Origin of the sequence: Pseudomonas sp. NPDC008258, assembly GCF_042956345.1 — a bacterium.
In the GTDB taxonomy this organism is placed as follows: Bacteria; Pseudomonadota; Gammaproteobacteria; order Pseudomonadales; family Pseudomonadaceae; genus Aquipseudomonas.
Window position 1 is genome coordinate 80,058 of sequence record NZ_JBIBGE010000006.1, and the last position, 21,963, is coordinate 102,020.

The 21,963-nt window shown below is 63.2% G+C and carries 23 protein-coding genes; 7 read left to right on the forward strand and 16 right to left on the reverse strand.

The window, feature by feature from the left end; all coding sequences use genetic code 11:
* Positions 1-33: 33 nt before the first annotated feature.
* A complete protein-coding gene (locus tag ACFY9W_RS06625) occupies positions 34-1,053 on the forward strand; it encodes a Glu/Leu/Phe/Val dehydrogenase dimerization domain-containing protein (RefSeq protein ID WP_391127429.1) in 1,020 nt (339 codons plus the stop codon).
* Positions 1,054-1,180: 127 nt separating this feature from the next.
* Here the strand turns inward: ACFY9W_RS06625 and ACFY9W_RS06630 are convergent, their stop codons facing one another.
* Entirely contained in the window at positions 1,181-1,444 is a 264-nt protein-coding gene (locus ACFY9W_RS06630; RefSeq protein ID WP_016497959.1) for a YebG family protein, read from the reverse strand.
* Between the two features lie 537 nt (positions 1,445-1,981).
* Here ACFY9W_RS06630 and ACFY9W_RS06635 point away from each other — a divergent pair.
* Entirely contained in the window at positions 1,982-2,452 is a 471-nt protein-coding gene (locus tag ACFY9W_RS06635; protein WP_201207815.1) for a phosphate-starvation-inducible protein PsiE, read from the forward strand.
* Positions 2,453-2,455: 3 nt separating this feature from the next.
* Here the strand turns inward: ACFY9W_RS06635 and ACFY9W_RS06640 are convergent, their stop codons facing one another.
* Complete coding sequence (locus tag ACFY9W_RS06640) at positions 2,456-2,746, reverse strand: DUF3509 domain-containing protein (RefSeq protein ID WP_391127432.1); 291 nt, start codon at positions 2,744-2,746, stop codon at positions 2,456-2,458.
* Positions 2,747-2,889: 143 nt separating this feature from the next.
* Here ACFY9W_RS06640 and ACFY9W_RS06645 point away from each other — a divergent pair, with 143 nt between their 5' ends.
* Positions 2,890-4,869 (forward strand): pilus assembly protein TadG-related protein, encoded by a 1,980-nt coding sequence (locus ACFY9W_RS06645; RefSeq protein ID WP_391127435.1) that lies wholly within the window; start codon positions 2,890-2,892, stop codon positions 4,867-4,869.
* On the opposite strand, the gene ACFY9W_RS06650 is transcribed toward ACFY9W_RS06645, so the two are convergent.
* Both ACFY9W_RS06650 and ACFY9W_RS06655 read right to left on the reverse strand, forming a co-directional pair.
* Positions 4,854-7,499 carry an ATP-binding protein gene (locus tag ACFY9W_RS06650; protein WP_391127439.1) on the reverse strand — a complete coding sequence of 882 codons (2,646 nt, stop codon included), beginning with the start codon at positions 7,497-7,499 and terminating at the stop codon, positions 4,854-4,856. The two genes, ACFY9W_RS06645 and ACFY9W_RS06650, sit on opposite strands and share 16 nt — an antisense overlap.
* Positions 7,496-7,939 carry a TadE/TadG family type IV pilus assembly protein gene (locus ACFY9W_RS06655; RefSeq protein WP_391127442.1) on the reverse strand — a complete coding sequence of 148 codons (444 nt, stop codon included), beginning with the start codon at positions 7,937-7,939 and terminating at the stop codon, positions 7,496-7,498. The genes ACFY9W_RS06650 and ACFY9W_RS06655 overlap by 4 nt, the downstream gene beginning before the upstream one ends.
* 76 nt (positions 7,940-8,015) lie before the next feature.
* Between ACFY9W_RS06655 and ACFY9W_RS06660 the strand changes: the two genes are divergently transcribed.
* Complete coding sequence (locus ACFY9W_RS06660) at positions 8,016-8,438, forward strand: prepilin peptidase (RefSeq protein WP_391127782.1); 423 nt, start codon at positions 8,016-8,018, stop codon at positions 8,436-8,438.
* A gap of 282 nt (positions 8,439-8,720) precedes the next feature.
* Here ACFY9W_RS06660 and ACFY9W_RS06665 read toward each other — a convergent pair whose 3' ends face one another.
* From ACFY9W_RS06665 to cpaB, 8 genes are read right to left on the reverse strand one after another with little or no spacing between them, the layout of a single operon-like run.
* Positions 8,721-8,984 (reverse strand): DUF3613 domain-containing protein, encoded by a 264-nt coding sequence (locus ACFY9W_RS06665; RefSeq protein WP_391127445.1) that lies wholly within the window; start codon positions 8,982-8,984, stop codon positions 8,721-8,723.
* Between the two features lie 15 nt (positions 8,985-8,999).
* On the reverse strand, positions 9,000-9,701 hold the full coding sequence (locus tag ACFY9W_RS06670) for a tetratricopeptide repeat protein (protein ID WP_391127448.1): 702 nt from the start codon (positions 9,699-9,701) through the stop codon (positions 9,000-9,002).
* Positions 9,702-9,711: 10 nt separating this feature from the next.
* The gene (locus ACFY9W_RS06675) at positions 9,712-10,599 is read right to left on the reverse strand and encodes a type II secretion system F family protein (protein ID WP_391127451.1); all 888 of its coding nucleotides are present in this window, start codon (positions 10,597-10,599) and stop codon (positions 9,712-9,714) included.
* A 2-nt stretch (positions 10,600-10,601) separates the two neighbouring features.
* On the reverse strand, positions 10,602-11,483 hold the full coding sequence (locus ACFY9W_RS06680) for a type II secretion system F family protein (protein WP_391127454.1): 882 nt from the start codon (positions 11,481-11,483) through the stop codon (positions 10,602-10,604).
* Positions 11,480-12,736, reverse strand: coding sequence for an ATPase, T2SS/T4P/T4SS family (locus ACFY9W_RS06685; protein ID WP_391127457.1), 1,257 nt, complete (start codon positions 12,734-12,736; stop codon positions 11,480-11,482). The genes ACFY9W_RS06680 and ACFY9W_RS06685 overlap by 4 nt, the downstream gene beginning before the upstream one ends.
* On the reverse strand, positions 12,733-13,923 hold the full coding sequence (locus ACFY9W_RS06690) for a pilus assembly protein (protein ID WP_391127459.1): 1,191 nt from the start codon (positions 13,921-13,923) through the stop codon (positions 12,733-12,735). The genes ACFY9W_RS06685 and ACFY9W_RS06690 overlap by 4 nt, the downstream gene beginning before the upstream one ends.
* Positions 13,920-15,158, reverse strand: coding sequence for a pilus assembly protein N-terminal domain-containing protein (locus tag ACFY9W_RS06695; protein WP_391127462.1), 1,239 nt, complete (start codon positions 15,156-15,158; stop codon positions 13,920-13,922). Before ACFY9W_RS06695 ends, ACFY9W_RS06690 begins: the two co-directional genes overlap by 4 nt.
* Before the next feature lie 18 nt (positions 15,159-15,176).
* Positions 15,177-16,127, reverse strand: coding sequence for a Flp pilus assembly protein CpaB (cpaB, locus tag ACFY9W_RS06700; RefSeq protein ID WP_391127465.1), 951 nt, complete (start codon positions 16,125-16,127; stop codon positions 15,177-15,179).
* 292 nt (positions 16,128-16,419) lie between these two features.
* On the opposite strand from cpaB, the gene ACFY9W_RS06705 reads away from it, so the two are divergent.
* Positions 16,420-16,605, forward strand: coding sequence for a Flp family type IVb pilin (locus ACFY9W_RS06705; protein ID WP_391127468.1), 186 nt, complete (start codon positions 16,420-16,422; stop codon positions 16,603-16,605).
* Between the two features lie 15 nt (positions 16,606-16,620).
* Positions 16,621-17,028, forward strand: coding sequence for a response regulator (locus ACFY9W_RS06710; RefSeq protein WP_391127471.1), 408 nt, complete (start codon positions 16,621-16,623; stop codon positions 17,026-17,028).
* A 76-nt stretch (positions 17,029-17,104) separates the two neighbouring features.
* Here the strand turns inward: ACFY9W_RS06710 and ACFY9W_RS06715 are convergent, their stop codons facing one another.
* Together ACFY9W_RS06715 and fecA are read right to left on the reverse strand one after the other, a co-directional pair.
* On the reverse strand, positions 17,105-17,452 hold the full coding sequence (locus ACFY9W_RS06715; RefSeq protein WP_391127474.1) for an HPF/RaiA family ribosome-associated protein: 348 nt from the start codon (positions 17,450-17,452) through the stop codon (positions 17,105-17,107).
* 270 nt (positions 17,453-17,722) lie between these two features.
* Positions 17,723-20,047: a TonB-dependent Fe(3+) dicitrate receptor FecA gene (gene fecA / locus ACFY9W_RS06720; RefSeq protein WP_391127476.1), complete on the reverse strand. Its 2,325-nt coding sequence runs from the start codon at positions 20,045-20,047 to the stop codon at positions 17,723-17,725.
* Between the two features lie 29 nt (positions 20,048-20,076).
* On the opposite strand from fecA, the gene ACFY9W_RS06725 reads away from it, so the two are divergent.
* Complete coding sequence (locus ACFY9W_RS06725) at positions 20,077-20,340, forward strand: hypothetical protein (RefSeq protein ID WP_391127479.1); 264 nt, start codon at positions 20,077-20,079, stop codon at positions 20,338-20,340.
* Positions 20,341-20,424: 84 nt separating this feature from the next.
* Here the strand turns inward: ACFY9W_RS06725 and ACFY9W_RS06730 are convergent, their stop codons facing one another.
* The gene (locus ACFY9W_RS06730) at positions 20,425-21,345 is read right to left on the reverse strand and encodes a FecR domain-containing protein (protein WP_391127482.1); all 921 of its coding nucleotides are present in this window, start codon (positions 21,343-21,345) and stop codon (positions 20,425-20,427) included.
* The gene (locus ACFY9W_RS06735; protein WP_391127485.1) at positions 21,342-21,887 is read right to left on the reverse strand and encodes a sigma-70 family RNA polymerase sigma factor; all 546 of its coding nucleotides are present in this window, start codon (positions 21,885-21,887) and stop codon (positions 21,342-21,344) included. The genes ACFY9W_RS06730 and ACFY9W_RS06735 overlap by 4 nt, the downstream gene beginning before the upstream one ends.
* Positions 21,888-21,963: the final 76 nt, after the last annotated feature.

The window sequence follows — 21,963 nt, forward strand, 5'->3', positions numbered from 1 at the left end:
TACTGGAGAAAGCACCTCATGGGGGGCCTGTCGATGTTCGCACTGATGCAAAGCACCCGTACCCAGTCCCTGCACCTGTTCAATGACCCGGCTACGGGCCTGAAAGCGGTTGTGGCGATTCACAGTGAGCAACTGGGCCCGGCCATGGGCGGTTGCCGCTACCTGCCCTATGCCGATGACGAAAGCGCCATGACCGACGCCATTCGCCTGGCCCAGGGCATGAGCTACAAGGCTGCACTGGCGGGCTTGGCGCTGGGTGGCGGCAAGGCGGTGATCATGCGCAACCCGCATGTGGAAAACCGCGCCGCGCTGTTCGAGGTATTCGGCCGCTTCATCGATACCCTGGATGGGCGCTTCATCATTGCCGTGGACAGCGGCACCTCGACCCTGGACATGGACTGCATTGCCCAGAGCACTCCCCATGTAACCAGCACCACCGCCTCGGGTGATCCCTCGCCGCATGCGGCGATGGGGGTATTTGCCGGTATTCGCGCCACATCCTACGCGCGGTTGGGCAGCTACAACCTCGAAGGCTTGCGGGTGGCGGTGCAAGGGCTGGGCAATGTGGGCTATGCCCTGGCCGAACAACTGCATGCAGCGGGGGCGGAGCTGCTGGTCAGCGACCTAGACCCTGGGCGGGTGCGGCTGGCGGTGGATCAGTTCGATGCAAAACCTGTGACCAACGATGCGTTGATCAGCACCCCCTGCGACATCTTTGCACCCTGCGGCGTAGGGCCGGTGCTGAACGGGCAGAGTGTGATGCAACTGCGTTGTGCGGCAGTGGCAGGGGCGGCAAACAACCAGCTGACCACCTTGCAGGTGGCCGACCAGCTGGAGTCGCGGGGGATACTGTATGCGCCCGACTACGTGATCAACGCCGGAGGGCTGATATACGTGGCGCTGACACATCGTGGCGCAGACCCGGGCACCATCACCGCGCACCTGGCGCGAATACCTTCACGGCTGACCGAAGTGTTTGGCCATGCCCAGGCGGAAAAGCGTTCGCCGGCGCGGGTGGCGCAGATGTTGGCGGAGCGGTTGTTGTATGGCTGATGGGATTTGTGCTGCTTGCACTGGCCCTATCGCCGGCAAGCCAGCTCCCACAGGGATATCACCATTTTCAGAACCTGTGATATCCCTGTGGGAGCTGGCTTGCCGGCGATGAGGCCAGTGCAGGTAATTACTCTGCTGCAGGCGCTTCGAGCAATTCGGCCAACGCATCCGGCTGGCTCTTGAACGCCCGGGCGAACACATCGCGGTTCTTGGCCATGTAGATACCGGCTTCCTCAACCTGCTGCTCAGTCAGCGATGGCACTGCCTTGTGCAGCACTTCGGCCAGCCGCTCGGCCAGTTCGAGCATTTTGTCGTGACGGTCTGCTTCGGCCTTATCCATGAACAAGCGCTCCGGGTCGCGGCTGCTGCGGTACACCACTTCGACGGCCATTCATCACCTCTATGCCTTTTTGCTGGTTGTGTTGCGGTTTACTGTATGGGTGTACAGTAATGGCAATGTTGGTTGGTTCGCAAGCAGAAATTGTAGCGTGGTGTTGGGCACAACATCTTTATCGCCTGTGAGATCGAGCGCCGCCCGCGCGGCGCATCGCGAGCTGGCGCTCGCTCCTACGTTTGTTTCGGGCCAGTATCGCCTGCGCCAGACGCGCGCGACCGCCTTGTTTGTTCGACGCGATATCGAGACATGCGCCAAGGCATTCGCGCGCAAATCTCACAGGCATAACTGGCCCGAAACAAACGTAGGAGCGAGCGCCAGCTCGCGATGCGCCGCGCGGGCGGCGCTCGATCTCACAGACGCCGAAACATTCACGCCGAACACCCAGCAGCCTCCACACACTCCACCATGCCTCAAAGTGCCCTGCGGCAATCGGCCGCCTTCCAAGCCAGGGGCCTGGCCCTTTAACTGCATGGCACAAGCGTCACACCGGTGACGCATCATCCTTAAAGACGTATCGGGGAATGGAACATCGTGAACATCAAATGGGCAGACAAGCTACGCAAGGGCCTGCATGGTTCGGCCGACTCGCTGGGCAACCTGTGCGTCGAGGCCTTCCATTACCTGGCGCTGTTCGGCATCGGCGCAATCACCGCCTATGCAGCGGTGGTCACCTTCCTGGACATGCTCGGCAAGGGCGGGATCAGTGTCGATGACATCCTGCTGCTGTTCATCTACCTGGAGCTGGGGGCCATGGTAGGCATCTACTTCAAGACCAACCACATGCCGATCCGCTTCCTGCTGTACGTGGCGATTACCGCGCTGACCCGCCTGCTGATCGGCGATGTCTCCCACCACAAGGCGCCGGACGAAGGGCTGTTGTACCTGTGCGGGGGCATCCTGCTGCTGGCGTTCTCGATCCTGGTGGTGCGCTACGCCTCGTACCGCTACCCGTCGACCAAGGTGCTGGATGCCAACGGCAAGGAAGTAGAGGAGGGCAAGTAGCCCTCAGTTGGCCAGGAAGGGGCGCGGCTCGTGACGGGCGTCGCGGGTCAGCGCAGCCAGCACCTGCATGGGGTTCTGGCTGAGTTCGATGGCCAGGCCCAGGCGAATGCTGTCGATCACCCGCTGTAGGCGAACAGGGTCGTTGCGCTGGGCCTGGGTAATGAGGCGCTTGGCGACTACGCCGGCGTCGTCGGAGAGGGTGAGCATGATGCTGCCGTCGAGGTTGGCAATGCTCAGGTTGACCCGATATTCCGGGGCGAATGCAGCGCTGATTCGGTCGAAAGGGTTATTCATGCATAAGGTGCCTGCAAAGAGTGTCTGCAGAAATTGACCGGCCTCTGCCAGGTTTGTTCCTGACGGGCAATTAGCCACTACCGCGACTACACTCCTTGAATCGCAGCCGCGATGCATGGCCAATGGCCGGCAAAGGAGTGCCCGTGGTTCCCTCATCTGCTGCCCGTCAGCGAGGCGCAATTGGCCTTATGGCGGTGGTTACTTTGGGCCTTGCCCTGTTGTTCATGCTGGTGGTGCTCGACAGCGGCCGCCTCTACCTTGAGCAGCGCAAGCTGCAGCGCATTGCCGACATGTCGGCGCTGGAGGCGGCTGGCCAGTTTGCCGTGTGCACCGGCAGCGGGCCGCAAGCCACGGCTATCGCCCGAGTCGCCGCCACACGCAACGGCCATGCTCCCAGCAACCCGCTGACGGCCAGTTGCGGGTACTTGCAGACCGGCGCCAACAGCCTGCGTACCTTCACCAGTGACAACAATCGCAATGAAGCCATACGGGTAGATGTGAGCAACACGGTGGCGACCAGTGTGGCGGCAGGGGTGTACAGCCTGGCGCAGGGCAATGGCGTACCTGCTACCACGACTTTGCAAGCGCATGCTGTGGCGTCGTCGCCTATGCCGCCGCAGGCAATGTTGAGCATTCGAACCACGCTGGCCAAGGTCGATTCGCGTCAATCGCCGTTGCTCAATGAGCTACTGAAGGTTTTGGGCGGCGATGTTCAGCTCGATGTAGCAGGGTGGAATGGGATCGCTGATACACAGATCAATTTACTAAAGTATCTCGACAAGCTGGCTATTGAAGTAGGCGTGGAGGTGGGCGACTACGAGCAGTTGCTCAAGGCTGATGCCACCGCCAAGAAGATGTTACAAGCGGCGGTCAAGGTTTTGCAGCAGAGCGGTGCAGCAGTCGATGTGGTGAGCAATTTGGGGCAAGTCGCGCTGGGTGCCAGCAACAGTACAGTGTTGCATTTAGGGGACATTCTCGATATTCAAAACGGCACAGCAAAGGCGGGCTTGGACGCCAGCATCCAATTGCTGCAATTGGTGCAGGGTGTGATCATGCTGGCTAATAGCAAGAGCGCAGCCTACGCCGACTTGCCGATCAGCGTGCTTGGGCTGGTCAACGGCCGTTTACGGCTGAAAGTGATAGAACCTCAACAGATCTCAGCAGTCGGTGATCCGCGCACTGATGAGCTGCTTGTTCATACGGCTCAAGTGCGGGCGATGATTTCGCTTGACCTGCCAATACTTAACGGCGTCGTAGGGTTGGTGAATGAATTCAGTAAACTGCTCGCGCCTCTGACCAATGTGCTCAACAACTTGCTCAGCCTCAACCTCGCCAGCACTTTGGAATCTGTATTTTGTGCACTGGGGGCACCATGCACTCTTAGCGATATCATCCTCTTACCCGAAAAACTTCAGCTAGATATCGGTCTTGAGGTTGCCGAAGCAACCGCCTGGCTCAACCCGCAGTCGCCTGACACCTTCAGTTGCGCACCCAAGCGTTTAAATGTTCGGGTTAAAAGCTCTGTTGCCAAAATCGAAGTCGGACGTTTCACGCCCACTGAAGCGTTCTTCTTAGACGACACACTGGTGAATAAGGAGAAACGCAAGGTTAAGGCACTGCCATTGATCGACATCGGTACGCAGCGTTGCACACGACCACTGTTGGGATTAGTAAACCCTACTTGCGAACCGCGTGTGCCTTACGCTGCTGGCGGCCTTGGTCTAAGGGTAGACAGCAAAGTGCTTGGCAGGGGGGCGGAGGAGCAGTCACTCGTATTTCAGGCACCGCTGAATATTCCGCCCAATATCGGCCTACCCTCCGCTTACCTGAGCATGCGGACGATCAACGATAATGTCGTCGGCAGTCTCAGCGACACACTGCTTGGTGTTAAACTTGAGGCCTATAAACCCACGGTGAATAGCGGTCTTGGTGATCTGCTGGTAATCGCCGGTAACGTGCTCGCTGGTGTCAAAAGCATCCTCGATCCCCTGATCAAAAACCTGCTCAGCCCGTTGCTCGATCCAATAATCAACGTGCTGCTCAAGGTATTGGGCATCGACCTGGTCAACGCTGAAGTCGGCGCCAACCTCACCTGTTCCAGCCGCGCTCAGCTGGCGCTGTAAAGCGGCAACCACACCCGCAAGCACGCACCTTCGTCGCTGTTATGCGCCTCCAGCCTGCCGCCCATGGCCCCGACAATACTGTGGCTGACCGACAAACCCAGGCCGGTGCCCAGGCCGGCGGGCTTGGTGGTGAAGAAGGGTTCGAAGATACGCTCCAACAGGCGCGGGTCGATGCCGCCACCGTTGTCCTCCACCAACAGGCATAACTGCCCCGCCTCCACGCGTTGGCTGACGCGGATCCGCGGCTTGGCAACCTGCCGTTCGAGCAACGCATCACGGGCATTGACCATCAGGTTGATCAGTACCTGTTCGAGCTGGTCCTCATGGCCCAGCACTTCCGGGTACAGGTCGGGTTCCTCGATGTGCAAGGCCACGCCTTTACCGCTCAACCCTTCCGCCAGCAACCCCTGCGCACCGTGCACCGCAACCCAGGCGGCAAAAACCTGTTGCTCCACTTCCGAGCGGCGCCCATAGCTGCGCAGATGTTCGACCAGGCGCGCAACACGTTCGACCTGGGTATCGATGCGTTGCAGCTTGCCCGTCACATACTCGGCATCGACCACGCCGCTTTCCAGGCGCTTGAGGGTGTTTACCAGCGCCAGGCGCATGGTGCTCAAGGGCTGGTTGATTTCATGCACCAGGCCGGTCGCCAGTTCACCCAGCGTGGCCATCTTGGCCCCTTGCAGCAGTTGCCGCTGGCTGTGGCGTACTTCGCTATTGTCGCGCCCCACCGCCTGCACTTCCTGCAACTGGCCGTGCTCATCGAACAGGCCACGCTCGGCCCATACCCACCAGGCTGTTCTACGCCCAGGCAATTGCAGGCAGATTTCGGCGCTGGCCAACGGCTGCTCCGGGGTCAACCGCGCCAGGCGCTGGAGAAAGGCCGTACGCTGGGTGTCGGACAGCCACTGGCCAAGGTTCATACCCGTCAATTGTTGCGCTGTGCACTCCAGCTGTTGGGCAAGCGGGTGGTTGCCGAACAGCAGTTCAAGGTCTGGGCGATAGCGGCAGATGATGGCGGGTGAGTCTTCTACCAGCACCCGGTAGCGCTCCTCGCTTTGACGTACCCGCTCGGCCGCCTCGGTCGCTTCGCTCACATCCAGCCACAGCCCCACGGCCTCCACAGGCTGGCCAAGGTCGTCACGCAACAGGCGGGCCTCGTCCAGTACCCAGTGGTAGCCACCAAGGTGATCGCGCAGGCGGTAGCGGCTGCGCACCTGGCCGTCGCGCAACAACGTGCGGGTGCGCTCCAGCCACAACCAGCGGTCTTCGGGGTGCAGCATCTGGCTGGGTTGGCGGGCCTGTTCGCTGTCTGGCGCCCAGCCCAGCAGCGGTGTCAGGCTGGCGCTGAAAAACTCACTGTGCAGAGCGCCCTCGCTGTAGCGCTGGATGTAGATGACGGCGGGCGAACTGGCGATCAGGTTTTCGAGCCGGGCGCGAGCGGCCGCAGCCTGTTGTTCCTGGGCCTTCAGTGCGGTGATGTCGAGCATGAACCCCTGTACCTGACGGCCTTGCAACTGGCCTGCCCATTGCAACCAGCGCGGGCTTGCCGGGTTGTCGGCCGGCAGCAGGCGCACATTCAGGTTCAGGGCAGTGCCTTCGCGCAATTGCTCCAGCGCCATGCGTGCGGCTTCACGGTCGGCAGGGTGCAACCGGCCCAGCCACTGTTCGGCAGTGGCTTCACAAGGTACCCCCAGGCGCAAGGCCAGGGCCGGGTCGAACTGCAGCGGCCCCTGCAAGGGCCATGACCAGCAGCCTGCCCCCAACTGCTTTTGCAGTTCATTCAAGTGATGTGAGCGTTGCTGCAACTGGTGCTGGCGCAGGCGGCTGAGCAGGGGCTCGATCAACGCTTGCAGCAGGGTGCTGACTGTTTCGCTGGCCGGTGGCTGTTGCGCCCCCGCGCACAGCAACCAGGCCTGAACGGCATGACCGTGCAGGTAGGGCAGGACCAGCAAGGGCAAGCCGGCGCACGATGGCTGCAACAAGGGGTTGTCAGCAGCCACTTCCCGGGCCCGCGGTGACAGCGTTTGCAGCCAGGGGCGCAAGCGGTCGTCGTCTGCCCAGGGCCATTCGCTGTTGCTGCAAGCGTAGGTGTACCAACCGGCATCGCCCGGCAGCATCAGGCGCAGCGAGCCGGCATGCCAGTGCTCCGCCATCTGCTGCAACTGTTCGGCCACGGTCGGCTTCAGGCGTTCCAGGTCGCAGTCACGCAGGGCACGGCCAAGCTGCGTTGCCAGTTGCTGCTGGGCCAGGTGCTGGCCTTGTTGTTCGCGCTCGCCCAGTAGGTCGCCGATGTCGAACAGTTGCAGCAGCCAACCATCGGCCTGTCGCATCAGCCAGCCCCGGGTGTGCAGGGCGGCGCCGTGTACGGTGGTAAAATCCAGGTCCAGCGGCTGCCCCTGCCAGTCGGCAGGCGGCCCTTCAAGCACTAGCCAGCTATGGCGTTGCAAGTAGTCATGCACGCGGGGAGCGTTGTGTGCACAAGCCGGTAGCACCGTGCGCAAAGGCCCCGCCAGGCGCTGTACCTGCCCCTGATCATCCAGCCACAGCTGCAGCCCCACCGCTGGCGGGGCGGGCGCTGTCTGTTCGGTAGCCTGGCCACCCAACCAACGATCGAACATGCCGCTCATAGCTGCAGGCTCGCTTCGGCCCGCAGGCGGTCGGGCAGCTGCGGCACTTCACCGATCAGCGGCAGTACCAGCATCGGCAGTACGTTGGTCAATTTGGTCTTGGGGTAGTTGATGGTCACGGTCAGCAACTTGTCGGCGCCCAGGGTCACCTGGGCGTCGCTGGCGGCCTGGAAGTTGAACGCAGAGGGCATCCACTGCAACTGCTGGCTGATGACCTGGCGGGCCAGGTTCTGCACATCGGTGCTGTAGCTGGCGCTGTCCGGGTCCAGGGCTACGCAGCGGCGCACAGCCTCGGCGCTGGCCTGGTTGAATGATTGCAGCATCAGCATGGGCAGGGTGTAGCTGACCAGGCCGTAGAACACGGCGAAAAAAATCATGAACACGGCTGCGAACTCAATGGCCGCTGCGCCTTTCTGCCGTTTTGCCGGGCCTGCTTTCATCGATTGCGTCTACCCTGACGATGAGTCCTGAGTAACAGCATAGAACCGATCGTTGAACAGGGATGGCCAATTGCCTATACATAGCCTTGCATTGCTTGTCTGGCTGGCGCTGTGCGCCGGGCAGGATGCCCGCGAACGGCAAATTTCCAACGTGCTGACGCTGGGGGCCGGCGCCTGTGCGCTGGCCTGGTTGCTGGCCACCGGGCAGACCTGGCTGGGCGCCCACGGCAGTGATGCCGCACTGGCGTTTGTCGTTGTCCTGCTGCTGACGCTGCCCGGCTACGTGCTCGGCCAGTTCGGGGCCGGCGACGTCAAGCTGCTGGCCGCACTGGCCCTGGCCACCAGCCTGGATCACGTACTCGGCACGTTTATCGGTGCCGGTTTGGCACTGGTTGCCTGGCAACTGGTGCGGCGCAAGGCGCGCCAGCCTGGGGAGAAAAAGCCGTTTGCGCCGTGCTTGCTGGCAGGGTTTGCCGTTTCGCTTGCCTGGGTTGGTTGAGCCGGCAAGCCAACACCCGTCAGCCAAGGCCAATGGGGCCGCTTTGCGGCCCATCGCCGGCAAGCCGGGCTCCCACAGAACTGCACATCACTTACTGATTTAGCAGGGGCCCTGTGGGAGCGGGCAAGCCCGCGAACACCGGCGCAGCCGGTGCCATGCACCGCGCTGGATTCTTCGCGGGCACGCCCGCTCCCACAGGGTACGCGGTGCGCCCGGCATCAGTTCTCTGCGCGACAGCGCAGCCCAATGGTTGTACCTGCGTGGCATCAGTCTGCTGGCCGGTCAGTTGTTGCGCTCGGTCATCTTGGTCCAGCGGTAGAAGTCCGGGATTTCGTACTTGTAGGTATCCAGCCAGCGCTGCATCGACTGGTCGCGTTCCCGCGCGGTCTGCACTTGCAGGCGGCGCGATGCCTGTTCGCCGCTGGACTGCACGCGCAGCAGCCTTTCGGTGGCCGTTTCATCCTGTGCGGTTTGTCGGGGGTATTCCTCGGCCTGCAACGCAGTGCTGCCTACACAGCAGGCCAGTACCATCACGTACCTGATCATGATCACCTCCGCGTATCAGTTGACCATCACGTCCGGGGTTTTGGCCGACGCGATCGGGCCTCGGCCGCCAGCCTTGATCCGGTTTGCCCGCGCCTGGGCTTCGGCAAACTGCCCAGCCTTCAGCTGCAGCCGGCCTACCAGATCGGTGGCTTGCTGCCAGTTGTCCTGCACCAGCGCCAGGGTCACCAGGTTGACCGCCGGCAGCGCGTTGTCGTCCTTCAGTTCGATGGCGGTCAACAACTCGAAGCGCGCCTGCTCATAGCGCCCCAGGTTCATCAGCACTACGCCAAGGTCGTTGCGTACCCGCTCGTCGGTGGGTGCAAGCCGCACTGCACGCTGAAGGTTCTGCAGGGCTTGTATGTCGTCGCCCCGGGCCGACGCAAGCTGGCCCAGCCCGTGTTCGCCCTCGGCGGCCAGGCAACCCCCGAGCAGGCTGCGGTACAAGGGTTCGGCCTCGCCAAGGCCAAGTAGCCGCGACACTTTGGCCTTGCGCAGGCGTACCTGGTCCAGCGAATCCGGCAATTGCTGCAGGTGGGCAAGGCTGGCGTGCGGGCGCCCGTCGTTGAGCATTTCGTCTGCCAGGTTCAGCGCCAGTTGCTGGTCTGCGTCGGGCTTGCTGCAACTGCTGGTGGCGAACAGCTGCCGCAACCCTTCAGGCTGTTGCCCGGCACATCCGGTCAACAACACCAGGCTCGCGCACAACAGGATGGTCTTCATCAATCACTCCTCATGGGCTCAATGCCCGCGCCAATGCAGAAAAGCCCGGCCCGGCGAGCACGATAAGCAACGCCGGAAACAGGAACACCATCATCACGGCCGACATCTTTGCCGACATCATCGAGACCCGCTCTTGCAGGCGGGTAAGGCGGCGGTCATCAAGCAACGCCTTCAAGGCCTGCAACGACTTCATCGCGCCGCTGCCCTGTGCCAGCAGCTGGCGCAGGATCACGCAGGTATCGGTGAACTCGTCCACCGCCAGCAGCTGTGCGACCTTTTCCAGCTCCGCGCCCAGTGCCATGCCCGAATCCACCCGTTGCAGCACCTGGCGCAGTTCTGCGCTTATATTCGGGATCAGCGTCTGCCCTTCGTGGCTCAGCACGCGTAGCGCCTGCTCAACGGCAAGGCCGGTCTCGAAGAGAATTCGCAGCAAGGGGATCAACAGGCTGACCTCTTCTGCGATGCGTTGCTGGCGACGTGCCGCAGCCAAGGCCAACAGACGCTTGGGCAGCAGGTAACCGACGCCCAGCGCGCACAATGGCCAGACTACCCAGCTGGCTGCGGCATTGCCCTTGAAGCCCTGTTGCAACAGCAGCGTCATCGCCACCGCCAGCAGCGGCAGGCCCAGTTGAACGGCGGCAAACAGGGCGCGCTGGCGGCTGCGGCGCCAGCCGATACGTTCGAGCAGGGCCTGGCTTTCGCTGTCGAATTTCTGTAGCCGCTGCCCCCACGGGCTGCTGCCCAGCCAGTGCAGCCAGTCACCCAGGCGCTCGTCGCGGGCCAGCCGCCCTTGCAGCCGGCGGGCCACCAGCGCCCGTGCGCGCCATTGGCGAACCGCCTGCAGGCCAAACAGGCTGGCGGCAATGAACAGGCACAGGGCGCAGATCAGCAAGGCCATGGTCACAGGCTCCTCATCATGCGCCACAGCACCAGGCAACCGACCACCTGCAGGGCGAAGGCCATCAACAGCATCATCTGGCCGCTGCTGTCGCGCCACATGGCCAGCAGGTAATGCGGGTTGGCCATCATGAAGTAGCCGACCATTGCCAGTGGCAATGAGCCGAGGATGATTGCAGTGATGCGGGTTTCACCGGTCATCGCCTTGAGCTGGCGCGCACCTTGCTCCCGCTCGCGGATCAGTTTGATCAGGTTTTCCATCAGCTCGCTGGCATTGCCGCCATAACGCTGGTTGATGCGCAAGCCGAGGGCGAACAGCCGCAGTTCATCCTGCTTGTGCAGTTCGGCCAACTCGCTGACCGCGTCCTCCAGCGCCACGCCCAGCTGCACGTTGCGCCGCACCCGCGCCATGGTCGAGCGCAGGGGCTCGCGGCTACTGTCGATGCCACCCAGCACCGCGTCATTGAGGGTGCGGCCGGCCTTGAGGCTACGCACGCTGTAGTCCAGCAGGCTGGGCAACTGATCGACGATCTGGCGCATCTGCCGCCGGCTTTGCCAGCTCAGGATCAGGTACGCAAGGCTTGGCAGGCCAATCAGCAGCATCAATGCAGCCACCCAGCCGGCGGCGATCAGCGCCAGCAGTACCATGCCCAGCCACGCCAGTAACCAGCGCTGTGGCTCGAACTCGACAGCCCCCAGGCCGGCGCGCTGCAGCAGGGCGTCGAGCCACTCGCGCCGGGCAGTGCCATTGCGCACAATACTGAACGCCCGCCCCAGGCGTTGCAGGATGCGCTCTTCGTGCCGCTTGTACAGGCCACGGCGCAACAGCAACAGGGCCACGCCCAGCAACAGCGGCGACAGCGCCAGCAGCAAGGGGCCGGTCACAGCACGCCCTCTGCGCGCAGCTTGCTGCCCGCCGGGTTGGGTGCCTCGCGCAGAAAGCTATCGCCGCCACGGCGATCGAGGCGGAACAGGGTGTTGGTCACGTACACCTCATCGCGCACGCCGACTACTTCCAGCACCTCGCTGACGCAGCGTCGGCCATCAGGCAGGCGGGTCAGCTGGATCACTACGTCCAGCGCCGCGCAGACCATTTGCCGCAAGGTCTTTTCGGCAATCTGCCGGCCGCTCAGGCCGACCAGGGTTTCCAGGCGCAGCAGCGCATCCTGCGCGGTGTTGGCGTGCACCGTGCTCATCGAGCCATCGTGGCCGGTGTTCATCGCGGTCAGTACATCAAGCACTTCGCTGCCGCGGATCTCGCCCAGGATGATGCGGTCGGGGCGCATGCGCAGGGCGTTGCGGATCAGTTCGCTGGCCTTGATTTCGCCATGCCCTTCGGCATTTGGCGGGCGGGTTTCCAGGCGCACCACGTGGGGGTGGTGCAATTGCAGTTCGGCGACGTCTTCGATGGTGACCAGGCGTTCGCGCGGCGCGATCATCTGGCTGAGGATGTTCAGCAAGGTGGTCTTGCCAGTGCCGGTGCCGCCGCTGACCAGGATGTTGCAGCGTTTGCCCACGGCGCGTTCGAAGAAGTCGAAGATGGGCTGGTCGATGGCGCGGGTGGCCAGCAGGTCGGCACTCTTGAGCATGTCCTGGCGGAACTTGCGGATCGACAGGCACGGACCGTCCAGTGCCACGGGCGGAATGATCGCGTTCACCCGGCTGCCATCGGGCATACGGGCGTCGACCATGGGTGACGATTCGTCCAGGCGCCGGCCGAGCGGTGCCAGGATGCGCTGCATCACCCGCTCCACATGGTGGGCATCGATGAAGCGCAGGTCGGTCTGCTGCAACAGGCCAGCCCGCTCCACGAACACCCGGTGAGGCCCGTTTACCAGAATCTCGGTGACGGTCACGTCACGCAGCAACACTTCCAGCGGACCGAAACCGGTCAGCTCATCCACCAGTTCTTCGGCCAGACGCTCCATTTCGTAGCGCGACAGGGCCAGGCGCAGGCGCGCGACGTAATCGCCTACCTGCTCCAGTACGAACTGGGTCAGGGCAGGCCGTGCGCCTTCGAGCAGGTTGCGGCCGCTGTCCTCGATGGCGTCGATGGCAAAGCGGTGCAGGGCACGTTTAAGCGCATAAGGGTCGCCGGAGGCGTGTTGCTGGCCGCCAAAGGGTTGGTCATTGTTCATTTGCTCCCCCAAAGCCGTCGCAACCAGGTAAAGGCCGGTGGTGAGAGGTTTTCCGAGCGCCGTGCCAGGCGTTCGCCCAGGCCGCGCAGGGCTTGGGTGAGGTTTTCACGCGGGGCCAGCTCGAACAGGCTCAGGCCCTGGTTTTTCACGTTCAGGCGCACTTCGGGGCTGTAGGGGATGGCCTTGAGCAAGGGCAGCCCATAGCGTTTGGCCAGGGTATCGGCGTCGGGTGCAACGTTGTTCAGATAGCGGTCCACCAACAGGCTGGCGTGCTCCAGTTTCATGCCGTGGTCGCGCCACAGGTCGAGCACTTCCAGGTTGCGCCGGCAGTCGAGGATGTTCTGGTCGGTGTAGACGATCAGTTTGTCGCAGTGGCTTACCAGCGTGCGCAGGGCCTCGCTGTCGGCATGCCCGGTGAGGTTCACGACGATGTGCTGGAAGTGCTGGCGCAAGGCACTCAGCAGCATGTACAGCTCGGCGGCACTGGTTTGTTGCAGCGGGTCGTCGGTCTCGGCGTAGGTCAGCAGGCGCAAGCCTTTCTTGTCGCGGGTGAATGCGCTGTCGATCAGTGTGGTGTCGAGGCGGCGCAAGTGGCGCAGGGCGTCGCCGAAGAAGAACGAAGCCTCCAGGCCGAGCAGTGCCAGGCTATCGCCGCGCGGCAGGCCCAGGTCCAGCAACAGGGTTTGCTGGCCGCTTTCCTGCACCACCCGGGCGAGGTGGGTGGTGAGCAATGCGCCGTCGGCACTGGTTTGTACGCCGAACAGCACCGTCAGCCCGCCGAGGCTGGGGTTGCTGGTGACCGCCGGCATGCGCTTGCCCAGGCGCCGCACCAGCCCGGCCACTTCGCTGGCACGCGAGCCATAGGCCACGAAGTCGCGGGCGCCAGCGCGCATGGCATGCAGCACCAGCTGGTTGTCCATGCCATCGCCAAGGGCGACGATCGCCAGCATCGGCCTGGCCTCCAGCACCCCCTCGATCAAGGCGCACTGGCTGACCAGCTGTTCGCGGTCCAGGCCGATGAACATCAGGTTGCTGAACGTGGCATTGACCAGCGCCAGCAGCTCGTCGAGGCTGCCGGCACTGGCACCAATCACCTGGCCTTGTGGTGCCAGTGCGCCCTGCAGCCAGTGCAGGTCGTCTTCGTTGCGGGTGATGGCCAGAAAGGTGGGGTTCAGGCTCTCGTTCATTGGGAAAGCCCGCCCTTGCCATCGAAGTTGCCATTCTCCAGGAAGAACAACCGCCCCCAGCTGGGGTCGTAATTGCGCAGGTTCTCGCCCGGCAGTTGCGGCAGCCGGGCGTTGGCGGCCAGGGGCTGGACCAGATGCGGGGTAACGATCATCAGCAGTTCGGTTTCTTCGCGGCGCATGGCCGAGTTGCGGAAGAACGCACCCAGTACCGGCAGGCTACCCAGGCCGGGCAGGCGGTCTACCGCGGAACGGGTGTTGTTGCTGACCAGGCCGCTGATGATGAAGCTTTCGCCATCGGCCAAGGCAATGCTGGTGTCGGTGCGCCTTACCGTCAAACCCGGCACCTGGGTGCCGGCAATGGTCACCACGTTGCTGTAGTCCAGTTCGCTGACCTCCGGCGCCACCTTGAGGGTGATCCTGCCTGGGCTGACCACGGTCGGTGTCAGCGCCAGGCGCACACCGAACTCTTTGTATTCGATCGACACGTTGTCGCTGCCCGCGCTGGGCACCGGGATGGGAATTTCGCCGCCTGCCAGGAAGCTTGCCGTCTGGCCGCTGAGCACGGTCAGGCTCGGGCGCGCCAGGGTGTAGGCGAAGCCGCTGTTTTCCAGGGCGTTGATCATGGCCAGGAAACGGCTGCTGCCGCCGCCCCAGACGATGTTGAACACGGTGTCGTCGAGGGGGATCGACGGGGTTACGTTCGGCACCGAGCCGGGGCTGACGGACGTGCCGGGCACGGTCCCTGGCGAGCCGATCAGGCTATTGTTGGAGCCCTTGAAGAACAGCCGCGCACCGGCCTCCTTGTATTTGCTGCGGCGTACCTCCACGAAGCGGATATCGGCCTGCACCTGGCTGATCAGCTGTGCATCCTGTGACGGCAAGAAGCTGTCTTCGGCCATGTCGGCACTGGCCCGCCCTTTGACGAACACCATGGCCCTGTGGGGGGCCGGGGCGCATGCTGTCCACAGCATCAGCGAGGTATTGCCCTGGCCCACGGCGGTAATCACCACGCCGCGCTCTCCGCTGGCCTGCACATCGGCCACCTTGGGTTCGCCCACGGCAACCCGGGTGATGGTCAGCGGCAGGCGCAATTCCTGCTGCAGGCCCTGGTCGATCTCGATGACCGAGGGCAACTGGTTGAACGCTTCGCAGCCCTTGCCGGCCGCCTGGGCCTGGGGCAAGAGCACGGCCAGCAGCCCGCTACAACATGCTTGTCTGAAGAAGGAACTGCGCATCGCTGCATCCTTGCCGGGTCAGGGGGTCTTGGTCGTGTCGTCAGCCTTGGCGCCACGGATGATGTGCATGGCGGGTGCCGCGTTGCTGGTCGCCAGGTTGGTAACGTTGGCCACCGGCGACTGGGACAGCTGGCTGAAACGGTAGAGTTCGCGGTTGGCGGCTTCTACCTGCGGTTTGGCATCGGGCTCGGCCCAGTAGCGGGCCAGGCGCTGTTCATCGGCACTGCGCACGGCCAGGCGCAACGTGCCGGCCTGGGCAGCCAGCATCAGGCGGCTGGCCAGGGCCTCGGGCACAGCCAGCGCCACGGTGCGGGTGCCCGTGCTGTTCAGGCTGGCTTGTTCGCGCCGGGCTTTTTGCTCTTCGGCGGTTTGCGCCGGCCGGCCGTCGTTGGCAAGGCCCGTTTGCTCGCCGACGCTAAGCACGCGCAAGGCGGGTAACACGACCTGGGCGGAAGATTGCGGGTTGTTGGGTTCTTCACGCAAAAACAGCAGCACGTCCACGTAGTCGCCCGGGCGCAGTTGGCCGGCTGCCCCTACCACTTCGTCGACACCGACTGCCACGGCGCGCTCGTGGGCGCGGATCATTCGCGCCAGCGGCCCCCCAGCCTGAAAGCTCGAATCGTCCAGCCAGGTGCCTGCTGCCAGCGGCCTGGCGCTGGTGCGCCCGACCACCTGGGCGGTTTGCTGGTAGGCCCCGGCGGGGGCAACCTGAAGGCGCTCGACCAGCACATCGTCTTCGGTGACCGGTGTATTGGCAGGTAGCGCCTTGCGCAGAACGACCACGGCCGTGCGGGGCGGCTCCGGTGGCGTGGTGGGAGGTGGCGCGACGGCTACAGCCGGTTGATCCGCCGTTGGGGCAACCGCCACGGGCGCCGGTGCAGGGCGACTGAGCACCACACCCCAGTAACCTGCCAGTAGGGCTGCCAGCAGGAAGAACGCCGCCAGGAATAGGGTCAAGCGACTGCTCATCTCGGCCTCCCTGCACGCGTCGAGTGATGGCAAAAAGTTACTATTTCGCTATAGGACGGTAGCGCAGCCATCACAATTTGCCATGAGCCAGAGCGGTTTTTTTCGGGATTTTGATTAAGTCTAGGCAATACAGAGGGTTAGCAATTTCCCAAGCGTTAATTCTCTTGGATTAATGCTTTTGGATTAATCCTTTAATACATTTGCAGCCCGCCTCAGCTTGACGATGCTGATGGCAAATGGGTGTCACTTTGATACCGCAATCGTCGGCATGCATGCCGCAAGGAGCTGAAGCATGAAACTGTTCATCTTTCACTGCATGAGTTTTCTGCATCGCAAGGATGGTGCGTCCGGTATCGAATACGCAGTCATCGCGACAATGGTGGCGGTCGTGCTGGCCGCGTTCGTCGGAGACATTTCCGGCTCCGTCAAGGATACCTTCGATACCATCAAAGATGCCCTCGCTGGCGGGGGCGCGTAATCAGGAGCCATCGACATGCAGACCGCTTCTGCGAGCCAGCAGATCCTCCTGGTGGATGACGAGCAGGACGTTCTGCTGGAGCTGGCCGAACTGCTCGATAACGAAGGCTTCGCCTGCCTGACCGCCACGTCGGTAAAGGCTGCCTTGCAACAGCTTACCCGTTACCCGGACATTGCCCTGGTGATCACCGACCTGCGTATGCCGGAGGAAAGCGGCATTGGTCTGATCAAGCGCCTGCGCGACCATACGGCCCGCCAGCACCTGCCGGTGATCGTCATGTCCGGGCAGGCGGACCTGGACGATGTCAGTGATTTGCTGCGCCTGCAGGTGGTGGATTTCTTCCGCAAGCCGCTTTACCACGCGCGGCTGCTGACAACCCTGGAGAACCTGTTCCCGGTACCCAGGTTGAGGGTAGTGATTTGAGGGAGGGCTTGAATGGCCTTTAATAACCCTTGATAAAAAAAGCCCGGCACTTGGCCGGGCTTTTTCATTGTTGCGGTCAGGCCTCCGGGTCACTCAGTTCCAGGGCACCGCGCTTGCTGCGCAGCTTGCCGTAGAAGTGTTCCAGCGCGTGGTTGAGCTTGGTGGCGGCACCGTCGACTGCCTGGTCCACCGAAGTGGCAGTGTGGGTCACGGAAATCGGTTGGTGGCCTTTGGGGCGAGCCTCCATCTGGCAGCGTTTGTCATGCGGTCCGGGCTTGGCGCCGTTCTCGTCGCGCAGGTGAACCTCGATGCGGGTGAGGTCTTCTTCGTAACGTTCCAGCGAGTTCTGCAGTGTGCTGCGGACCCACTGGTCGAGCCGGGCATTGCCTTCGAAATGGTTGCTGCTGTTGACCTGGATTTGCATGATTCAATCCTTATTCAGCTTGCTCGCATGGAGGCGCGCCCAGGTCCTTGAGACCCTTGGAATTTCTGCGCCTCTTGACTCTAAGGTCAGGCAACTGGGAGATGAATTCAACCCCTTTTTGAAAATAAATTTCTTGTTGCAAATGGGGCTGCTGTGCAGCCCTTCGCGGGCACGCCCGCTCCCACAGGTTGCGCGCCGGTGCAGAAATGCACTATCCCTGTGGGAGCGGGCATGCCCGCGAAGGGCCGCACAGCGGCCCCTTACGGTTGGTCAGAACTCCACCGATGTCTGCACATACAAGGTGCGCGGCTCACCCACATACTTGCCCTTGTTGTTGTCATCATAAGAACGCGTGTAGTACTCGCGGTTGAACAGGTTCTTCACGCCAACCGCCACTTTCAGGTTCGACAGCTGCGGGCCAAAGTCGTACCCGGCACGGGTGCTGACCAGCATGTAGCCAGGGATGCGCCCGGTGCTGCCGTCGGCGCTTTCGGTGCTGGTATTGGCATTGTCGGCGTACTGGCTGCTCTGGAAGCTGCCGTCCAGGTTCAACTGCCAAGGGCCTTCGGTGTAGCCCACGCCCAGGTTGCCCTTGTGGCGTGACGAGAACGGCACCTGGTTGCCTTTGTTCGGCCCGTCTTCGCGGATGGTGGCGTCCACGAACGCATAGCTGGCGTGCACGTCGAAGCCGGCCAGGGCCGGGCTCAGGCCGTCCAGTGCATAGCGAATGCTGGTCTCGATACCCTGGTGGCGGGTTTCGCCACGGGCGATGACCGAATCGTTGGTCTGGTTGCTTTCGTACTGGTTGTCGAAGTTGATCAGGAAGGCGCCGATCTCGGCCTGCAGGTCGCCGCTGTCATAACGGGTACCCACTTCCCAGGTGCGCGCCTTTTCCGGTTTCACTTCGCCGCTGCTGACCCGGTTGGGCATCTGGCTGTACTGCACGCTGCCGAACGAGCCTTCGGTGTTGGCGTACAGGTTCCAGCTGTCGGTCAGGTGGTACATCACGTTCAGTGCCGGCAGCGCAGTGTTGTAGCTGCCCTGGTAGCGCTGGCCGTTGAGCTTGTTGCTCTGCTCGGAGTCGATCATCTCGTAGCGCACGCCGGGGGTGATGGTCCAGCGGCCGATGTCGATACGGTCGTCCAGGTAGATGGCGTGGGCTTCGGTGCTGCCACGGGTGTCGCGGTCGTTGCGGCTGGCCGTGGTCGGCAGGTTGCCGTTCAGCGGCTCGCGGAAGCGCAGTTCGTGGCCGGCTTCGTTGACGTAGCGGTAGCCGATGCCCAGTTCGTGCCAGCTGTCGCCAAGGGCCAAGCCCTGCGAGAAGCGGGTTTCGATGCCGCGCACCCAGTATTCGCGTGGCGACAGCGAGACGAAGCTGCCTTGGTCCAGGTAACCGCTGCGCAGGGTCTTGGTGAAGAAGCTGTTGACGCTGAACTGGCGGTCGTCCTGCTTGTAGTCGTAGCCGAAATTGAACAGGGTGCGGCGGCCCCAGAACTTGTCTTTCAGGCGCGTGGACTGGTACGGGTCGGCATCGAAGTCGGCCGTGCTCAGGCCACCGGGCATGTCGGCTTCGCCCTCGTAGTACTGGGCCATGGCGTGCAGGCTGTTGGCTTCGTCCAGTTGCAGCTTGCCCTTGAGGATCAGGTCGTCGATCTGCGTGTCGCTGTGTTCGCGCCAATCACCACCGCGGGTACCGGAGTACAGCAAGGCGCCGCCCAGGCCGTTGGCATTGGTGCCGCCGACCAGCAAGTTGGCGCTGTTCTTGAAACCATCGTGGCTGGAGGACGGGCTGATCTGGTTCTGCATGGCCGCCTTGAAGGTGGCCTCCTCGGGGATCGCCCGGGTGACGAAGTTGACGATGCCGCCAACGTTCTGTGGGCCGTAGCGCACCGCGCCGCCACCGCGCACCACATCCACGGCGTCCATGTTGCCCATGCTCAACGGTGCCAGCGACAGTTGCGGCTGGCCGTAGGGGGCGAAGGGCACCGGTATGCCATCCATCAGCACGGTGGAACGCGAGGCCAGGCGCGGGTTGAGGCCGCGGATGCCAAAGTTGAGCGCCAGGTCATGGCTGCCGGTGCCGTTGTTGTCGGGGGCGTTGACACCGGGGATGCGGTTGAGCACTTCGCGGGCGGTGGTCGCGCCGTTGCGCTCGAATTCTTCACGGCGCACCACGTCGCGGGCGCCGGGGTGCTCGAACACATTGTCCTGCTGCGCTTCGGCCAGCCAGTCGCCGACTACGGTGGAGGCGCCGAGCTCGACCGGGGCGTTGGCAGCGGGGCTACCGACGGGCTGCAGGCTGAAGGCGTTGTCGGTTTCCTGCCGCACCTGCAGGCCGCTGCCGCGCAGCAACACGTCGAGGCCTTGGCGCACATCGTACTGGCCATCCAGGCCTTGGGTGCTGATGCCTTGGGTCAGTTGCGAGCCGAACGAGATCAGCGCACCGCTTTCGCGGCCGAACTGGTTGAGTGCGTCTTCAAGCGAGCCGGCGGCGATGTGGTAGCTGCGGGTTTCGGCATGGGCGGCGGGCATGGCCAGGCCGAGGGTGGTGGTGAGCAGCAGGGCGTGGAGCAGGGGGCTGGGGCGCAACGGCATGGGTCGGGTCCTGAAAGAGGGGTTCTGCCATGTCTGTCACGCGAGGTTGGGAAAATGGCTCAGTTGATTTGATTTTTTTTGCGGGTGTTTTCGCCATGACATTTTTGTCGCCTGTGAGACCGAGCGCCGCCCGCGCGGCGCATCGCGAGCAAGCTCGCTCCTACATCTGTTTCGGGCCAGTATCGCCTGCGCCAATGCGCGCGACCGCCTTGTTTGTTCCACCCGATATCGAGCCGGACGGCAAGGGGCCGCGCGCCTCTTCATCAGGAATAATTTGCCCGAAACAGATGTAGGAGCGAGCTTGCTCGCGATGCGCCGCGCGGGCGGCGCTCGATTTACGTCCCCCCGCAAAAACCAGGGCGGTCACCTGTTAGCCATCACACTACATCCACCGTTACCCAATACCGAGTAAAGCGCCGCACCCGCACCGGCAGCGCGACTTCCAGCATTTGCAGGATGCGCTCGCTGTCATCCAGCGGGTACGACCCGGAAATGCGCAAGCCGGCGACCTTCTCGCTGCACCCCAGTTGGCCGTGGCGATAGCGCCCAAGCTCGGCAAGAAAATCCGCCAGGCGCATCTGCGAGGCCACCAGCATGCCATCGACCCAGGCGCCCACATTGCGGTCCAGCGCCGAGATCGACTGCCAGCCCCCCGTGAAGCGTGCCTGCTGCCCAGCCAGTAACGGTTGTCCCGCGACGCTGGCCACACCCTCGAAGACGGAAACCAGGCTGTAGCCGTCGAACTGGCGCACGTTGAAGCGCCCGCTGTCCAGGCGTAATGCCCCTTCGCCGGTACGCAGCAGCAACGGCCGGGCATCGCTGGCCACCTGCAGCGCCAGTTCGCCTTCAAACAGCCGCACCCGGCGCTGTTGCCCGTCGAAGCGCACGTCGGCGGCACTGCGGGTGTTGAGTTGCAACACGCTGCCGTCTTCCAGGCCCATGCGCCGGCGCTGCCCGACCGGGCTGCGGTAGTCGGCCATAAGGCCCGGCATGGGGTTGTGTTGTTGCAGCCCAAGCCCGGTGGCACTGGCCACACCCACCAGCAGCAGTGCCTTGAGCGCGCGCCGCCGGGCCGGCGAGTGGGGGGCTTGCAGGGTTGCATGCACCACCGGCGAGGACACGCCGCGCAGCCGCTGGTTTACCTGTTGGATATGCGCCCAGGCCCGCTGGTGCTCGAGGTCAGCCTTTAACCAATGGTCGAAGGCCAGTTGTTGCGCCTGGCCAAATTCATCGCCCTGGGACTCGATCAGCCAGTGCACGGCCTGCTCCGCCACCTGCGGGGAAAACGAGGCGTTCACAGGGCGAAGTAGCAGCGCATGGCCGCCTTGCTCAGGTAGCGCTTGACCGTGGCCAGCGAGATACCCAGTTCGCGGGCGATTTCACCCTGGCCCAGGCCATCGACCTGTGCCAGCAGGAAGGCGCGCTTGACCAAGGGAGGCAGGCCATCCAGCAGGCGGTCGAGCTCCAGCAGGGTCTCGAAAATGATCGCCTTCTGCTCCTCGCACGGTGCGACCTCTTCCGGCACCTGTGCCAGCGCTTGCAGGTAGGCGCGCTCCAGCTCCTGGCGGCGAAAGTGGTTGCACAGCACGCGCTTGGCTACCGTTGCAAGGAACGCGCGCGGCTCGACCAGTTGCGGTGCTTCGCGGGCCTGCAGCAGGCGCAGGTAGGTGTCCTGGGCCAGGTCCGCGGCGCTCTGCGGGCAGCCCAGGCGGCGGCGCAACCAGCCGGTGAGCCAGTTGTGATGGGCGTGGTAAAGGCCTTCGACCGTGGATGAGAGCGCGCTGGGCACCGTGATACTCCGGCGCTGTACAGCGCAACTGGTAGTAAGAATTGTTCGCATTGTATTGACTGAAGGGTTTTTCGGCAATCGTCAGCCGTCTGCGGGCTTTGCTTATGAGAATTGAAATCATTATTAT

Coding starts and splice junctions, on each gene's coding strand:
- ACFY9W_RS06675 (WP_391127451.1), bottom strand. CDS start 10,599: ATGGCCTTGCTGATCTGCGCCCTGTGCCTGTTCATTGCCGCCAGCCTG.
- ACFY9W_RS06690 (WP_391127459.1), bottom strand. CDS start 13,923: ATGAACGAGAGCCTGAACCCCACCTTTCTGGCCATCACCCGCAACGAA.
- ACFY9W_RS06725 (WP_391127479.1), top strand. CDS start 20,077: ATGTCTGTCACGCGAGGTTGGGAAAATGGCTCAGTTGATTTGATTTTT.
- ACFY9W_RS06695 (WP_391127462.1), bottom strand. CDS start 15,158: ATGCGCAGTTCCTTCTTCAGACAAGCATGTTGTAGCGGGCTGCTGGCC.
- ACFY9W_RS06715 (WP_391127474.1), bottom strand. CDS start 17,452: ATGCAAATCCAGGTCAACAGCAGCAACCATTTCGAAGGCAATGCCCGG.
- ACFY9W_RS06650 (WP_391127439.1), bottom strand. CDS start 7,499: ATGAGCGGCATGTTCGATCGTTGGTTGGGTGGCCAGGCTACCGAACAG.
- ACFY9W_RS06625 (WP_391127429.1), top strand. CDS start 34: ATGTTCGCACTGATGCAAAGCACCCGTACCCAGTCCCTGCACCTGTTC.
- ACFY9W_RS06735 (WP_391127485.1), bottom strand. CDS start 21,887: ATGCGAACAATTCTTACTACCAGTTGCGCTGTACAGCGCCGGAGTATC.
- ACFY9W_RS06710 (WP_391127471.1), top strand. CDS start 16,621: ATGCAGACCGCTTCTGCGAGCCAGCAGATCCTCCTGGTGGATGACGAG.
- ACFY9W_RS06705 (WP_391127468.1), top strand. CDS start 16,420: ATGAAACTGTTCATCTTTCACTGCATGAGTTTTCTGCATCGCAAGGAT.
- ACFY9W_RS06655 (WP_391127442.1), bottom strand. CDS start 7,939: ATGAAAGCAGGCCCGGCAAAACGGCAGAAAGGCGCAGCGGCCATTGAG.
- ACFY9W_RS06670 (WP_391127448.1), bottom strand. CDS start 9,701: ATGAAGACCATCCTGTTGTGCGCGAGCCTGGTGTTGTTGACCGGATGT.
- fecA (WP_391127476.1), bottom strand. CDS start 20,047: ATGCCGTTGCGCCCCAGCCCCCTGCTCCACGCCCTGCTGCTCACCACC.
- ACFY9W_RS06665 (WP_391127445.1), bottom strand. CDS start 8,984: ATGATCAGGTACGTGATGGTACTGGCCTGCTGTGTAGGCAGCACTGCG.
- ACFY9W_RS06640 (WP_391127432.1), bottom strand. CDS start 2,746: ATGAATAACCCTTTCGACCGAATCAGCGCTGCATTCGCCCCGGAATAT.
- ACFY9W_RS06685 (WP_391127457.1), bottom strand. CDS start 12,736: ATGAACAATGACCAACCCTTTGGCGGCCAGCAACACGCCTCCGGCGAC.
- cpaB (WP_391127465.1), bottom strand. CDS start 16,127: ATGAGCAGTCGCTTGACCCTATTCCTGGCGGCGTTCTTCCTGCTGGCA.
- ACFY9W_RS06630 (WP_016497959.1), bottom strand. CDS start 1,444: ATGGCCGTCGAAGTGGTGTACCGCAGCAGCCGCGACCCGGAGCGCTTG.